The organism is Polaribacter butkevichii (genome assembly GCF_038024105.1).
In the GTDB taxonomy this organism is placed as follows: Bacteria; Bacteroidota; Bacteroidia; order Flavobacteriales; family Flavobacteriaceae; genus Polaribacter; species Polaribacter butkevichii.
Map to the genome: position 1 here is coordinate 269,595 of NZ_CP150661.1, position 16,281 is coordinate 285,875.

General features: G+C 32.3%; 12 protein-coding genes. 11 read left to right on the forward strand and 1 reads right to left on the reverse strand.

All coding sequences use genetic code 11. From position 1 onward, the window contains the following. The first annotated feature begins 1 nt into the window (after position 1). From WG951_RS00880 to WG951_RS00920, 9 genes are all read left to right on the forward strand, one after another. Positions 2 to 1,585 carry a RagB/SusD family nutrient uptake outer membrane protein gene (locus WG951_RS00880; protein ID WP_105048334.1) on the forward strand — a complete coding sequence of 528 codons (1,584 nt, stop codon included), beginning with the start codon at positions 2 to 4 and terminating at the stop codon, positions 1,583 to 1,585. Positions 1,586 to 1,862: 277 nt separating this feature from the next. Next, complete coding sequence (locus tag WG951_RS00885) at positions 1,863 to 4,019, forward strand: beta-xylosidase (RefSeq protein WP_105048335.1); 2,157 nt, start codon at positions 1,863 to 1,865, stop codon at positions 4,017 to 4,019. Between the two features lie 48 nt (positions 4,020 to 4,067). Further along, a complete protein-coding gene (locus WG951_RS00890; protein WP_105048336.1) occupies positions 4,068 to 5,807 on the forward strand; it encodes a sulfatase family protein in 1,740 nt (579 codons plus the stop codon). Between the two features lie 82 nt (positions 5,808 to 5,889). Continuing rightward, positions 5,890 to 8,718, forward strand: a complete 2,829-nt coding sequence (locus WG951_RS00895) for a glycoside hydrolase family 2 protein (RefSeq protein WP_170062875.1) — start codon at positions 5,890 to 5,892, stop codon at positions 8,716 to 8,718. A 262-nt stretch (positions 8,719 to 8,980) separates the two neighbouring features. Then, positions 8,981 to 9,637, forward strand: coding sequence for an RraA family protein (locus WG951_RS00900; RefSeq protein ID WP_245893477.1), 657 nt, complete (start codon positions 8,981 to 8,983; stop codon positions 9,635 to 9,637). Between the two features lie 11 nt (positions 9,638 to 9,648). Beyond that, on the forward strand, positions 9,649 to 10,404 hold the full coding sequence (locus tag WG951_RS00905) for an SDR family NAD(P)-dependent oxidoreductase (protein ID WP_105048339.1): 756 nt from the start codon (positions 9,649 to 9,651) through the stop codon (positions 10,402 to 10,404). 22 nt (positions 10,405 to 10,426) lie between these two features. Then, a complete protein-coding gene (locus WG951_RS00910; RefSeq protein ID WP_105048340.1) occupies positions 10,427 to 11,728 on the forward strand; it encodes an MFS transporter in 1,302 nt (433 codons plus the stop codon). Between the two features lie 29 nt (positions 11,729 to 11,757). Next, the gene (locus WG951_RS00915) at positions 11,758 to 12,000 is read left to right on the forward strand and encodes an SAF domain-containing protein (RefSeq protein WP_170062876.1); all 243 of its coding nucleotides are present in this window, start codon (positions 11,758 to 11,760) and stop codon (positions 11,998 to 12,000) included. A 30-nt stretch (positions 12,001 to 12,030) separates the two neighbouring features. After that, positions 12,031 to 13,215: a UxaA family hydrolase gene (locus WG951_RS00920; RefSeq protein WP_105048342.1), complete on the forward strand. Its 1,185-nt coding sequence runs from the start codon at positions 12,031 to 12,033 to the stop codon at positions 13,213 to 13,215. Here WG951_RS00920 and WG951_RS00925 read toward each other — a convergent pair whose 3' ends face one another. Beyond that, positions 13,216 to 14,364, reverse strand: coding sequence for a DNA-binding transcriptional regulator (locus WG951_RS00925; protein ID WP_105048343.1), 1,149 nt, complete (start codon positions 14,362 to 14,364; stop codon positions 13,216 to 13,218). It abuts the gene before it with no gap. Positions 14,365 to 14,513: 149 nt separating this feature from the next. Here WG951_RS00925 and uxaC point away from each other — a divergent pair, with 149 nt between their 5' ends. Together uxaC and WG951_RS00935 are read left to right on the forward strand one after the other, a co-directional pair. Beyond that, positions 14,514 to 15,932: a glucuronate isomerase gene (uxaC, locus tag WG951_RS00930; protein ID WP_105048344.1), complete on the forward strand. Its 1,419-nt coding sequence runs from the start codon at positions 14,514 to 14,516 to the stop codon at positions 15,930 to 15,932. A 61-nt stretch (positions 15,933 to 15,993) separates the two neighbouring features. Further along, positions 15,994 to 16,239 carry a hypothetical protein gene (locus tag WG951_RS00935; RefSeq protein WP_170062843.1) on the forward strand — a complete coding sequence of 82 codons (246 nt, stop codon included), beginning with the start codon at positions 15,994 to 15,996 and terminating at the stop codon, positions 16,237 to 16,239. Positions 16,240 to 16,281: the final 42 nt, after the last annotated feature.

A 16,281-nucleotide genomic window follows, 5' to 3' on the forward strand; every position in this document is an offset into this window, starting at 1 on the left:
TATGAAAACAAAAAATATAATTTTATTCGTATTCGCGATATTCTCTTTTTTTAGTTGTGAGAATTTCTTAGAAGAAGATCCAAGAGCTCTTATTGCTCCAGAAACGTTTTTTGCTTCAGAAAATGATGCAAGACAAGCTGTTAATGGTATGTATGCTATTTTAAAAAATAATTCTATTTACGGTCAAGTAGGATTAGATCATTTTTATGATAACGGAGCAGATATTATAGAACCTAATCGTTCTGCAAATTTTGTAGAACCAATAGGTAATTATTCAATGAATGAAGCTTTGGCAGATGTATCTGTTCAGAAAATGAGTGTATCAGACACATGGAAAGATTTGTATAGAGTAATTTTTAATGCCAATATTATTATTAATCGTGTTACTGATAATAAAGCAATATCTAAAGCAGCTCAAACAGATATTATTGCAGATGCAAAACTAATTAGATCTTTATGCTATTGGCATATAACAAACCTTTGGGGAGCAGCACCATATTATACAGAAGAACTTAAATTAGATGAAATTAAAATATTAGGTAGAACGGATGAAGCTACAATATTAAGCGGAATTTTAGTTGACTTAAAATTTGCGATGGATAATTTGAAAAGTTCTTATAACGGAGAAGAAAGTGGGCGTGCATCAAAATGGGTTGCAGCAATGGTAATGGCTAAAATTTATATGCAACAAAAAGAGTGGGATTTAGCATTAAATATGTGCTTAGAAATTATTAATAAATCTGGGCATGAAATTTTACCATCTTATGCGGCAGTTTTTGATCCTTCTAATGAATATAATGCAGAAATTATTTGGTCTTTAGATTTTGCAAAAGATATTAGAGGTCAATTTGAAGAAGGTACAGTAAAAGCAGATGGTACGCTAGCGAGTGCTTTTGGTAATGGAAACTGGAGACCAAGTATATTTAATCCTCGTTTAAGAGATGAGCCAGCCAATACTTCTGAAAGAACAGCATTAAGTGATGCATTAAAAGCAAGAGGAGAAGCCTTTAATGGTACAGGTTTACAAGTAGCATCTAAAGATTTTGCAGAAAAATTTCCTTTAAATGATTTAAGAAGACCATTAAATATAATGGATAATTATTTAGGGTTCGATTTAAATTTTCCGTACATGGCAAAATGGATGAACTTAAAAATAGATTCATCTCCGCGTTTTAATCATTCTGATAATAGAATGGTGTTTAGATTGGCAGATGTTTATTTAATGGCTGCAGAGTCTGAAAATGAGTTAAATGGACCAGGTAATGCGTATCAATATATTAATAAAATTAGAGAACGCGCATTTGCTACAAAAGCAGAATCTGAACTTAAAGGGCTTTCTCAGCAATCGTTTAGAGAAGCAATTTATGATGAACGTAAATGGGAATTAGCCGGAGAAGCAAATAGAAGATATGATTTAATTAGATGGGGAATTTTGTTAGATGTTGTTCAGAATCTTGAATACCGTTTTTGGAAACCAAATGAAAACATTAAACCTTACCATGTTAAATTACCAATTCCATTACAAGAGTTAGAATTAAACCCAAATTTATTAGAATTTGACCCAACAAATAATGGGTATAGGTAACTATTAATTTAAATTAATTTTTAAAGGTCGAAATATTTTTTATTTCGGCCTTTTTTATTTTAATATTTTAGATTACTTATACAGTATGGAGCAGTACAGTGCAGGGTGCTATTTTAGTTTATGAAATTTATCTTGCATTAAATTTCGATGAAGTGACATTTTTTAGATTTTGATATCATTTTAATGATATCAATTAATTTGCAGTTTATCTTAAAAAGATACTTCTTAAAAGAAGTCTAAAGTAAATAAAAACAATTAATTATAATAAATTAGATTAATGAGAAAAATAGTTTTAGTAGGTTTTGCCCTAGTCGCATTAATTGGCTGTAATTCAACAAAAAACGAAAGCCAATCTTTAAGTAAAGAAGATTCAGAAATTGCTGCAAAAGTTAAAAGCTTAGTAAGCAAAATGACTTTAGATGAAAAAATTGCAGAAATGACTCAAGATGCACCTGCAAATGAGCGTTTAGGGATACCTTTTATGAAATTTGGAGAAGGTTTACATGGTTTATGGATGGATGGAGTTACGGTTTATCCACAAGCAATTGCAGCAGGTTCTACTTGGGACCCAGAGTTAGTGAAAAAAATGGCTTCTCAAACAGCTTTAGAAGCAAGAGCAAAAAATGTAACACATATTTATTCTCCTAATTTAGATGTAATTTCTGGAGATGGTAGATATGGTAGAGTAGAAGAATCTTATGGAGAAGATCCTTATTTAGTTTCTAGAATGGGTGTTGCCTTTATACAAGGAATGCAAGGGATGGGAGATGAGAGATTTGATAAAAACCATGTTTTAACAACAGCAAAACATTTTATTGGTTATCCAGAAAATCGTCGTGGTATAAACGGTGGTTTTAGTGATATGTCTGAGCGTAGATTAAGAGAAATATATTTACCTCCTTTTGAGGCAGCAGTAAAAGAAGCAAAAGTAGGATGTATTATGCCAGGGCATCAAGATTTTAACGGTGTGCCATGTCATATGAATGAGTGGTTATTAAAAGATGTTTTAAGAGATGAGTTAGGTTTTGATGGTTTTTTAGTGTCAGATAATAATGATGTTGGTAGATTACAAACCATGCATTTTATACCAGAAACTAGACAAGAAGCAGCAATACTTGGTTTAAAAGCAGGGGTAGATATGGATTTGGTTTTAGGTAAGCCATTAGAATTATACACATATCATTCTACTGTTTTAAAAGATACTTTAACTAAAAATTCTTCTTTAGTAAAATATATAGATGAGTCTACATCTAGAATTTTAACAGCTAAGTATAAATTAGGTTTGTTTGAATCTAATATTAAAGGATATAAAAAAGATGCAGTAGTTAGTAAAAAAGAGCATCAAGAATTTGCTTATGAAATGGCTAAAAAGGCAATTATTTTGTTAAAAAATGATAATAATTTATTGCCATTAGATATGTCTAAAATTAAATCATTAGCCGTTATAGGACCAAATGCACATGAAAATAGACCAGAAAAAGGTACTTATTCTTTATTAGGTGGCTACTCTGGTTTACCTCCTTATTATGTTTCTGTTTTAGATGGATTAAAAAGTAAAGTAGGAGAAAATGTAAAAATTAATTATGCAAAAGGGTGTGATTTATTAAATAACTCAAAAGCAGATTTTTCTAACGCAGTTGCCGCAGCTAAAAATTCTGATGCCGTTGTACTTGTTGTTGGTGGATCTCGTAGAACAGGTGGTGAAGGTGCAGATAGAGCAGATTTAAATTTATATGGAGTTCAAAATGAATTGGTAGAAGCGATTCATAAAACAGGAAAACCTGTTATTGTTGTTTTAATTAATGGGCGTCCATTATCTATTAACTACATAGCAGAAAATATGCCTTCTGTTTTAGAAACTTGGTATTTAGGTATGCGTTCTGGAGATGCTATTGCAGATGCTCTTTTTGGAGACGTAAATCCAGGTGGTAAATTAACAGTTTCTTTTCCTAGATCTGTGGGGCAATTACCGGTAACTTATTTAGAACGTCCAGATTTTATTGGATCAGGTAAAGGTCTATTTAGAGATGTAGATAAAACACCATTATTTCCTTTTGGTTATGGTTTAAGTTATACAAAATTTAAACTTGGTACTCCTAAATTAGAAAACACTACAATTGCTATAGATGGTACTACTTCTGTTTCTGTAGAAGTAACCAATACAGGGGAAAGAGAAGGAGATGAAGTGGTACAAATGTATGTTAGAGATGATTATGCTTCTGTGGGGCGTTATCTTAAAATGTTAAAAGGTTTTAAACGTATTACTTTAAAACCAGGAGAAACAAAAACAGTAAGCTTTAATTTAGGTTTTAATGAATTAAATGTTTTAAATCAACAAATGAAAAAAGTTGTAGAGCCTGGTACTTTTACAATTTCTGTTGGAACTTCTTCTATGGAAAAAGATTTACAAACAGCTAGTTTAAGAGCTAAATAGTTGTATAATCTTCCATGTTTTGTGTTAGAAAATTAAATAAAATTAGATATGAGAGTTTTATCGATAATATTTACAGCTTGTTTATTAATAACAAGCTGTAAAACATCAGAAAAAAAAGAAGATACTTCTAATTTAGAAGCACCTCAAAGGCCTAATATTTTATGGTTGGTAACAGAAGACATGGGAGCTTATATTCCTCCCTTTGGAGATTTAACAGTAAAAACGCCTAATTTATCACGTTTAGCAAACGAAGGCGTAATTTATCCTAATTTATACTCAACCTCTGGAGTTTGTGCACCAAGTAGAGCTGCCATAGCAACAGGTATGTACCCTTCTAGTATTGGTGCAAATCATATGAGAACCAACTCTAATACTAAACAAACAGGTTTACCTGCGTATGAAGCAGTACCGCCTTCTAATGTAAAAATGATTAGCGAATTAATGCGCTTACAAGGTTATTACTGTAGTAATAATTACAAGGAAGATTATCAGTTTAGAGCACCAGCAACTGCTTGGGATGAAAGTAGTGCTTATGCGCATTGGAGAAATAGAAAAGAAGGACAACCATTTTTTTCTGTTTTTAATTTTACAGAAACACATGAATCTGGGTTGTTTGAACCTTACGGGTTTAGACAAATAGAAACAAGACATTACCACGAAGGTGACCGTAATTATAAATGGATACAGAACGGAAAACCAGATGCTAAAAATAGAATGACGGAAGCAGAAACACCTAAGTATTTATCTAAAGATACTAAGTTTAATATTCCGCCATATTTACCAGATACAGATATTGTGCGTAACGATATGTGGAAACTGTATAACAATATTGGTGAAATGGACAGGCAAGTTGGTGCTGTTTTAAAACAATTAGAAGATGATGGATTGTTAGAAAATACAATTATTGTTTTTTATGGAGATCATGGAGGACCGTTACCTAGAGAAAAACGTTTAATTTATGATTCTGGATTAAATACGCCAATGATTGTTCGTTTTCCTAAAAAAATGAATTCAGGTAAAAAAGATAATCAACTAATTAGTTTTGTAGATTTTGCACCAACATTATTATCTTTAATAGGTGTAGAACCACCAAAATATATGCAAGGTCAAGCCTTTTTAGGAAAGTATAAAGCCAAAAAAGAACGTACTTATATTTATGGAGCAGCAGATCGTTTTGATGAAGTAACCGATGCTATAAGAGCAGTAAGAGACGATCAGTTTAAATATATAAGAAATTACAGACCAGAACAAGGATATTATTTACCGCTTGGTTACAGAGAAAAAATACCAACAATGCAAGAATTGTTAAGGTTGCGAGATGAAGGCAAACTAAATGCTGTTCAAATGCAATGGTTTAGAGATCATAAACCTAAAGAAGAATTGTTTGATTGTAAAGCAGATCCTTTTGAGATAAACAATTTAGCAAGTAACCCAGAATATCAAGAAAAATTAAAAGAGTTACGAGGTGAAATGGATAACTGGTTAAAGCAAATAGGAGATACACCAAATTTACCAGAAAATGAACTTATAGAACAACTTTGGGCAGGAAACGATCATCAACCTGTAACCTCTATTCCTGTAATTAATTCATCTAAAGAATTAATTACCATTAGTTGTGCCACAGAAGGTGCTTCTATTGGTTATCAAATTGTTTCTAAAGAAAGTAAAGCCCCTATAACATGGTCTATATATCAAAAACCATTTTTATTACCTAAAGGCAGCTTATTAAAAGTAAAAGCACATCGAATTGGTTTTAAAGCTAGTAAAATAGTTGAGCTAGCAAAATAAAATGTATAGAATCTTTGGTGTTTATAGTTGCTTTTTTAATGTTAAAAATAAAAAAGATATTTTGAAATATTATAATTTTAGAATGAGAAAAAGTATTCTAGCTTTTTTTATAATAGCTTTGTTTTCATTAAAAACAAATGCTCAAAAAAAAGTGTATTTGTCTGGCGAAGATGCTAGCACTGCGGTAGATTGGGAGTTTAAAATTAGTGGCGGTCGTAATAGTGGTTTTTGGACCACCATCCCTGTTCCTTCTAATTGGGAAACCGAAGGATTTGGTTATTATCTATATGGTATGGATAAAATGGAAAAGAGAACTACTCCTATTGGATTCTATAGACATACATTCAATTTTTCTAAAGTATCTACAAAGCGATATTTTATGGTGTTTCAAGGTGCCATGACAGATACTAAAGTAACTTTAAATGGAAAAAATATAGGTTTCCACCAAGGTGGATTTACAGAGTTTAAGTTTGAAATAACAAATGCACTCAAAGAAGGTAAAAATAATCTTGAAGTTGAAGTAAATAGTTCATCATCTAATAAATCTATTGTAGAAGCAGAACGTTTTGCCGATTTTTGGATGTTTAGTGGTATTTTTAGACCTGTATTTATAGAAGAAGTATCTGCTGAGTTTATAGAGCATGTAGCAATAGATGCACAAATGACGGGAGATTTTAATATGTGGGTGTATACCAATGGTATTAAAGAAGCTAAAACAATAACCGCCCAAGTTTATGATAAGGCACATAACAAAGTTGGTAAGCCTTTTAAAACTAAAATCTCTAAAGATAAAACAATATTAGCATCAAGTTTTAAAGGAGTTAATCTTTGGTCTAACGAATTTCCAAACTTGTATTCTGTTAAAATCGAATTAAAAAGTAAAACAAAAGTATTACATACTTACAAACAAACATTTGGCTTTAGAACTTTTGAGGTACGAGACCATGATGGTTTTTACTTAAACGGAAAACGTATTTTATTAAAAGGCGCTAACATGCATAGTTTTAGACCAGAAACGGGTCGTACACTTAGTAAAACTGATATGGAGGAAACCCTACGTTTAATGCAAGATTTAAACTTTAATTGTGTTCGTCCTTGTCATTACCCACCAGACTCTTATTTCTTTGAACTTTGCGATTCTTTAGGTATGTTATCTATGGATGAAACTACAGGGTGGTACCGTCCGTTAGACACTCAAATAGGCACAAAGATTGTAAAAGAAATAGTAACGAGAGATGTAAATCATCCATCTGTAATTCTTTGGAGTAACGGAAATCACATAGCGCATAATCCAGAATTAGACCCTGTATTTATTGAGTGGGATATACAAAAAAGAAGACCGCTAAAAAATGAAGCAAAAAACAATGATATTTTTGCCAATTATAATCCAGATTGGGATATTGTAAACACCACATATTACCCCAATTATAAAACCATTAACCGCGCTTTATTTAAAGACAATCATATTTATCTTCCAAACGAAACCTTACATGCTTTGTATGATGGAGGAGGAGGAGCAAACCTAAAAACCTATTGGGATTTATTTGAAAAATCTAAAGTAGGTGGTGGTCTTATGATTTGGGCTTTAAATGATGAAGGGTTGATGCGCACAGATATGGGGTATGTTGCCGATAATCAATTTAGTAAAGCTTCTGATGGTATTGTTGGACCTCATGGCGAAAAAGATGGTAGCTTTTATGCGGTAAGAGAAATTTGGTCGCCAGTGTTTATAGAAAATGATAAAATTAAAGCCGATTTTAATGGAGATTTAGATTTTATTAATAAATTTTATTTTACAAATCTTAATCAATGTAATATAAAATGGAAACTTATTAATTTTGCAAATCCAGATGGTACAATAAACGGACATCGTACCGTAGCTAAAGGTAAGGTAAGTGGTAATGTGCTAGCAGGTAATACAGGTAAACTTAACGTATTATTACCAGCTTCGTTTGTAAATAATGATGCCCTTTCTATTGAGGTTTATGATCCTAAAGGAGGATTGGTGTACAGTAAAAACATTCCAATTAAAACTGCTAAACGACCAACTTTTAGAACCTCTATAAACAATATGTTTTTACAAGATAAAGAAGATAAATTTACTTTTTATTATGATAAAACAACATTTAAGTTCGATACAAAAAGTGCTGTGCTTTTATCAGTAAAAGATAATGGGAAAGCAACAAGTATTAAAAATTTTCCATTTTTAACTTTTAAGTCTGTAGATTCTGTAGCTACAAATAATGCAAACCAATTATCAAAAGCAACTGTTACTAAATCTGGTAATAAATGGGTAATAGAGGTTAAAAATACAAAAGGGTTTGATTATTTAAAATGGACACTTCATTCTGGAGGAGAAATTGTTTTAGATTATGCATATACCTTGCCTTCTGGCGCGTATAATTATGCGGGTATTGGTATGGCGGTAGATGCTAAAGATGTGTTACGAAAACGATGGTTAGGAGAAGGGCCTACAAGGATATGGAATAATAGAACAGAAGGAGGAATATTAGATGTGTATGCAGTTGAAAAGCAAGTAAATATTCCCGGACAAGTGTATAACTCACCAGAGTTTGAAGGCTGTTTTGCTCCATGGAATTGGGCTGTGTTTTATTTAAAAGATAATTTAAACCTAGCTTTTAAAAACAGTACAAATGTAACTTTAGGTGTATTAAATCCTGTAAATGGTAAAGGAGCAAAAAAAGCTGCTTGGCAGTATCCTAAAGAAGATGGCTTTTTCTTTTTTGACTATATAGATTCAGTGGGGTCTAAATGGAAAACAGCAACCGAGTTTGGACCAGATGCACAACCTCATAAAATAAATGGACAAATTAAAGGGGCGGTTTCTATGTATGTGAACTGGAATAAACCCTTAGTAAAAGCAAAGCGAGTTGATGTAGAGGTAGAGTAAAACCTGTACTTTTTAAATAAAATAATAAATATTTTTAAAAGGCAATTCAATTTATAGGTTGGATTTCCTTTTGTTATTTTTCACTATTAGGGTATTTTTTTTTTTTTTTTTTTGCACAAAATGGATGTAAAATATCGAAAATAGGTTAGTGTTAAAATGGCTACTGTCTTTATTTTTGGAAATTAAATAGCACAATAAAAAATATTTAACTCTAAGATAAAATTCAATGAAATATTACAACAGTTTCAAAGAACTAAAAGAATTGGCACACACCGAGCTTTTTACTGCCTTGGTAGGAGATGTAATGGATAAAATGGGGTATCTGCATCAATTTTTGCCCGCACAATTGAAACCGGTGGATTCGAAGTCAATTGTTTTTGGTAAAGCCATGCCAGTAGTTGAAGCCGATGTTTTTGGGGAGCAATTAGACAAATCTAATAATAGCTTTCTTAACAAACCTTTCGGAATCATGTTTGAAGCTTTGGATAGTTTGCAGCAAGATGAGGTATATGTCTGTACGGGTTCATCACTGCGTTATGCACTTTGGGGAGGATTAATGAGCACGCGAGCAATGAAACTTAAGGCTTCAGGAGCAGTAGTATATGGCTATTCTAGAGATACAAACGAAGTGTTAAGATTAGGTTTTCCTGTATTTAGTATGGGGACTTATGCACAAGACCAAGGCCCTAGAGGAAAGGTTATTGATTATAGAGTTCCTATAGAAATTGATAAAGTTAGAATCAATCCGGGAGATATTATTTACGGAGATTTGGATGGAGTAGTGATTGTCCCTCAGGAAATTCAAGATGAAGTTTTTCATAAAGCTTTGGAAAAAGCACGTGGAGAAAAATTAGTTTTAGAAGCTTTACAAAAAGGAATGACCACTGTAGAAGCTTTTAATAAATTTGGAATAATGTAAAAAATAATAAAATGAAAGTATTTAGTTTACAAGGAAAAAAAGCGGTTATTACAGGTGGAGGAAGTGGTATAGGTCTTGGCATTGCCAAAACATTTATAGCAGCTGGAGCTCAAGTTTTAATTGTTGGTAGAAACGAAGAAAAATTAATAGATGCTCAAAGAGAACTGGGAGCAAATTGTAGCTACAAAGCATTTGATGTAACTGATTTAGATAAGGTTCCAAATTTTGTTACTGAAACAGAAACGAGTTGGGGTCAGGTTGATATTTTGATAAACTGTGCAGGAACCCATTTGAAAAAAAATGCAGTTGAAACTTCAGATAGCGAATTCTTGCAGGTGTTAAATGTGCATCTATTAAGTGTATTTGCCCTTACTAGAGAGTTTTCAAAAGTGATGATACCAAGACAACAAGGGGTTATTATTATGATTAGTTCTATGACAGCGGTTATGGGAATGAAACAAGTAGTCGCTTATTCAACAGCTAAAACAGCTGTTGTAGGTTTAATGAGAAGTATGGTTTCGGAATTGGCTATTGATAATGTTCGAATTAACACGATTGCCCCTGGATGGATAGAATCTCCAATGCTTCATAAAGCGATTGGAAATGATTTACCAAGAAAAACTAAAATTTTAAGCAGAATCCCGTCAAGTAAATTTGGTCAGCCAGAAGATATTGGGAATGCCGCACTTTATTTAGCCTCTGATGCTGGTAAATATGTAAATGGCGTTTTTCTACCTATAGACGGTGGTGCTGCTGGAGGTTTCTAAATTTAACAAAATACTAAAACAAATGCCAACTAAAACAAATACAGTAACTGCAAATCCAAAGGTCAAAGACTCTAAAATAAGGTGGGTTATAGTCGCTTTATTATTTTTTGCAACGACAATCAATTATATAGATAGGCAAGTAATTGGACTGCTAAAACCTTTTATAGAAAAAGATTTGCATTGGACTGAGGCTGATTATGGATATATTGTTACAGCCTTCCAAATAGCCTATGCCATCGGACTTTTAATCAGTGGGCGGATGCTAGATAAATTAGGTTCTCGATTAGGATATACCGTGGCCATTATTATATGGAGTGTTGGTGCGTTTTTGCATGCTTTTGTGTATTCAGTTTTGGGTTTTGGTATTGTACGATCTATTTTAGGGGTTGGTGAAGCTGCCAATTTTCCGGCAGCTGTAAAAACGGTAGCCGAGTGGTTTCCCAAAAAAGAACGCGCATTAGCCACGGGTATTTTTAATTCTGGTTCAAACATCGGTGCCATTGTAGCGCCTTTAATTGTGGTTGGAATTACGATTACTTTAAACTGGAAATGGGCATTTATTATCACAGGATTATTAGGGTTTATTTGGATTATTTTTTGGCTTTTAATTTATAGAACTCCTGAAAAACATAAAAGAGTTTCCAGTACCGAATTAGCTTATATATTATCTGACAACGAGTCTGTAGTAGAATCTACGGATGACAATGGAATTACGTGGAAGTCGTTGTTTAAACACAGGCAAACCTATGCAATATGTATGTCGCGTTTTTTTACTGATTGGGTTTGGTGGTTTTTCCTTTTTTGGGCGCCAGATTTTCTAAATAAAACACAAAATATTGATTTAAAGGATTCTATTTTGCCACTTATTATTATTTATACCATGGCAAGTATTGGAGGGGTTTTTGGAGGTGCTTTGTCATCTCGATTTATAAAAATTGGGAAAACAATTGATTATGCTAGAAAAACAGCCATATTAGTTTGTGCCATCATGGTTTTACCTTTAATTTTTGCAACAAAATTCGATAATCTTTGGCTGGTAGTTGTAATTATTGGTCTTGCAACGGCTGCACATCAAGGATGGGCGTCTAACATTTTTACAGTAGTGTCCGATATTTATCCCAAAAAAGCCGTTGCTACAATGGTAGGGCTTTCTGGTTTTACAGGAGCAATAGGCGGCGCTTTAGCCGCATCATTTGTAGGCCTTGTTTTAGATATTAGTGGAAGTTATACCCTTATTTTTGTTATTGCAAGTTCTATGTATTTGCTCGCTTGGTTGATATTGAAAATTATGATTCCTCAAATAAAACCTATTGATAATATATAATAATGGAAAAATTTGTTCAATTACATCCTATGGATACTATTGTAATTGCCTTAAGAAACTATGAGGCAAACACGATTATTACTGTAAATGGAGTAGATATTAAATTGAAAGGAGCTATTGATTTTGGTCATAAAATTGCGATAAAATCTATCAAAAAAAAGGATAAAATATTAAAATATGGGCTATCTATAGGAAGTGCTACACAAGAAATTAGTCCAGGTGAACATGTGCATAGTCATAATATGGAAACAGATTATTTAATGAGTCTTTAGAAATATATTAGCTTAAAATTGAAATCTATAATGAAAGGATATTTAAGAAAAGACGGTAGAAAAGGAATTCGCAATGTTATAGTTGTTGCTTATTTAGTAGAATGTGCGCATCATGTAGCTCGTCAAATTGTTTCAGAATTTAAAGGTCAAGAAGTGCATTTAATAGGTTTTAGTGGCTGCGCTCCTAATGATTATGCCCATAAGATGATGGAAAACCTTTGTACACATCCCAATGTAGGCGCTGTATTATTAATGTCTTTAGGCTGCGAAAATTTTAATAGACACGGTTTAGAAAAGTACATTTCAGAAACAGGTAGACCCGTTGAAAAACTGGTGATACAGGAATGTGGTGGCACATTCACATCTGTAGAAAAAGGAAAGGAAATTATAAGTGGATTTATTTCTGAATTGAAAAACGTAGATAAAGTAGACTTTAAACTTACAGACTTGATGGTGGGGACTATTTGCGGTGGTTCTGATGCTACCAGTGGATTTACGGCAAATCCTTCTATAGGAAAAGCATTTGATAAATTAGTTGCTCAAGGCGCTATTTGTATGTTTGAAGAGCCAGGAGAACTTATGGGGTGCGAACATTTAATGGCGGAACGCGCTGAAAACGAAACGGTAGGTAAAGAGTTAGTGGCTTGTATAAAAAAGGCAGATAAGTATTATAAAAAAATGGGACATGATAGTTTCTCTGCTGGAAATGCTGTTGGTGGATTAACAACCATTGAAGAAAAATCTTTAGGATCGTATTCAAAAAGTGGAAGTTTACCTATAAAAGCTTTAATAAAACCAGGAGAAATACCAACGGAATCAGGTTTGTACTTTATGGATGTGGTGCCAGATGGAGAAGCTTTATGGGGTTTTCCTAACATTAACGACAATACCGAGATTGTAGAAATGATTGCTAGTGGATGCCAAATTATTCTATTCTCTACAGGTCGTGGCTCTGTTGTTGGATCAGCAATATCTCCAGTAATTAAAGTGTGCGGAAATCCTAAAACATACCAAAATCTTTCAGGCGATATGGATATCAACTCTGGTAAAATAATTACAGAAGGAACTTCGCTGGACGCACTTGGTGACGAAATAGTAGCACTAATCAAAAATGTGATTAACGGAGAAAAAACAAAATCCGAACAGTTAGGACATCAAGAGTTTGGTTTAGGTTATAAATATTTTGAGTATGGCAAGAAAAACTGCAATTTATAATTAAATGTTTTCATTTCGCCATTTAACAGGTGGTACCCCCTCAATACCTGAAAACCATCTGCTAATATGAGTAGCATCATCAAAACCAAGACTATAGGCTATTTCTTTTACAGATAAATTTTGATTTTTGAGTAATTCTTTAAATTTTTTGAGTTTGTGAAATTGTATTTCTTCTAATATAGTTTTTTTAGTCACTTTTTTAAAACGGGTATACAAACTTCTTCGACTAATATTAGTTATTTCAACCACATTTTCAACAGTTAAATTTAAATGGGTATTATTTCTAATGTAATGAAGAGCCTTAATAACTTCTTCATCATCACAAGCTATAGTATCTGTAGAAGTACGTTCAACAACATCAAGAGGTTCTGTTGGAATAATAAAATCTTTAACAATTTCATTATTCATCATTCTATCTAGTATTTTACAGGCATTAAATGCTGCTTTGGTATGATTTCTCGCTATGCTAGATAGTTTTGGGTGTGTTAAATTGCATAATAGTTCATCATTATCAATACCCAATACAGCTATTTCATAGGGTATTTTTATATTGCCTAAAGAACATGCATTAATTAACATTTGACCAAAATCATCATTACAACATAAAATACCTATGGGTTTTGGCAAGGACTTAAGCCAAGAAACAATATGCTCAAATTCATGTCTTAATCCTTTTTTATAATTAATATTAGCTAAATAATTAAAAACTTCAATGCCGTTTAAATTCGCTTGTTGTTTAAAACTAGCATACCTAACATCAGACCATGATAAACCCTTTACACCAAAAAAAGCAAATCTTTTAAACCCAAGAGATAAAAAATAATTGACTGCTACTTGTCCATCTAATTCATAATTGCCTTTTAAATAGGGACCACAGTCAATAGGGCCTAATATGCTGTTGACTCGTATTATCGGAATACCTAATTTCGTAACCATAGCAATATCTTCAATGTTTTCTATAATACAACCGTCTGGTTTCATAAGAGATATTATTTTACTAGTATTCTTTGTTTTTGATGTTTTGAGGTAATAGGCAGGTTCAAAAATAATTTCCCAATTAGAAAATTGATTATTGTACTCATGAATTCCCTTTAGTAAGTCACGACCATAACCTCGACCTGATTCAAGTTGAACAAAAACCTTTTTCATTAATGAATGTTTATTTAATATATGTAAAATATGTTAAGCGATATGCACGATATGGATGTAAAAGTACGAAAAATGGTTTCTTAAATCTGTGTTACTGGTTTATTTTTGTTTAAACTAAATTTATAATATACCACTAAATTTAATTCGTTATGAGCATGATTTTAAATCAGACATCAATTTTTAATGACAACTTCTTACTTAATTCAGAGTTTGCAAAAACATTATATCATAATTACGCGAAAAATCTTCCAATTATAGATTATCACAATCATTTACCTCCAGATTACGTTGCTAATAATCATCAATTTGAAAATTGCTCACAAGTTTGGTTGGCAGGAGATCATTACAAATGGCGCGCTATGAGAACATTAGGTATAGATGAAAAATACATTACTGGTGATGCTCCCGATAAAGAAAAATTTAAAAAATGGGGAGAAACATTACCCTATACAGTGCGTAATCCCTTATTCCATTGGAGTCATTTAGAATTACAACGTTATTTTGGTATTGATGAATCACTTAATGAAAAAAACGCTAATAACATTTATGTTGAAACAGCACGTCAATTAAAGTTAAATTCTCATAGTGTAAGAGGTTTACTAGACATGCAAAATGTAGAATTAATTTGTACTACAGAAGACCCTATAGATGACTTAAAACACCATAAAAATTTAAAATCCCAAGATGTTTCTCTTAAAATGTCTACCGCTTTTAGACCAGATAAAGCTTTTGCTGTCGAGAATAGTCAATCTTTTTTAGAATATTTAGAACAATTAGAACAAGTGTCTCATATTTCTATTTCAACTTTTGATGATTTATTAGAGGCTTTAGACAGTAGAATTGCTTATTTCCATGAAAACGGTTGCCGCCTTTCTGATCATGGTCTGGAATTTTTGCCTTTTTATGAAACAGGCGCTTTTGATATTAAAGCACTATTTAGTAAGATTAAAAATCATAAAAACCTTACTCAAGATGAAATTAATTATTTTAAATGTGAGACACTAAAACACCTTTGCAAAGCATACCATAAAAGAGGCTGGGTACAACAATTTCACTTAGGAGCCTTACGAAGTGTAAATTCTAGAATGTTGAATCTGAGAGGTCGGGATTCTGGATGGGATTCTATTGGTGATTTTTCACAAGCACGTTCATTAGGACAGTTTTTAAATTATTTAGACACAACAAATCAACTGACTAAATCAATACTTTACAATTTAAATCCAGCTGATAATGAATTGATAGCAACCATGATAGGGAATTTTAATGATGGTAGTATAAAAGGGAAAATTCAGTTTGGTTCTGGATGGTGGTTTTTAGACCAAAAAGATGGCATGGAAAAACAAATGAACGCTTTATCAAATATGGGATTACTAAGTTGCTTTATTGGAATGTTGACTGATTCTAGAAGCTTTATGTCTTTTCCCAGACATGAATATTTTAGAAGAATACTATGCAATTTAATTGGTAAGGATGTTGCTAATGGTGAATTACCAGCAGATGAAAAATGGCTAGGTAAAATTATTCAGGATATATCTTATTACAACGCTAAAGAATATTTTGAATTTTAAAATTAATATTAACTTAACTAAGACGCTGTTTTTCATGAGAAAGACCGAACTAATTGTTATTATGAGAATATTTATATTCTTATTATGCAGCACAGCATTTAGCTTTTCGACGGAAAATCCGATAAAAGTAAAAGAAAAACAAATAATTGCTGTTGAAAATAAGATATTAGCTGTACCACAAGGTGTTACCTTAACTGGTAAAGTAACTGAAGCTTCTGGTATGGCTTTACCGGGTGCTAATATTATAGAGAAAGGAACTTCTAATGGAGCACAATTTAGTTTTGAGAGCTCGAAAGTTCTGTTTTAAAAACTTTCGGGCTTTTTTTAATTTCCATATTATTTACTATAA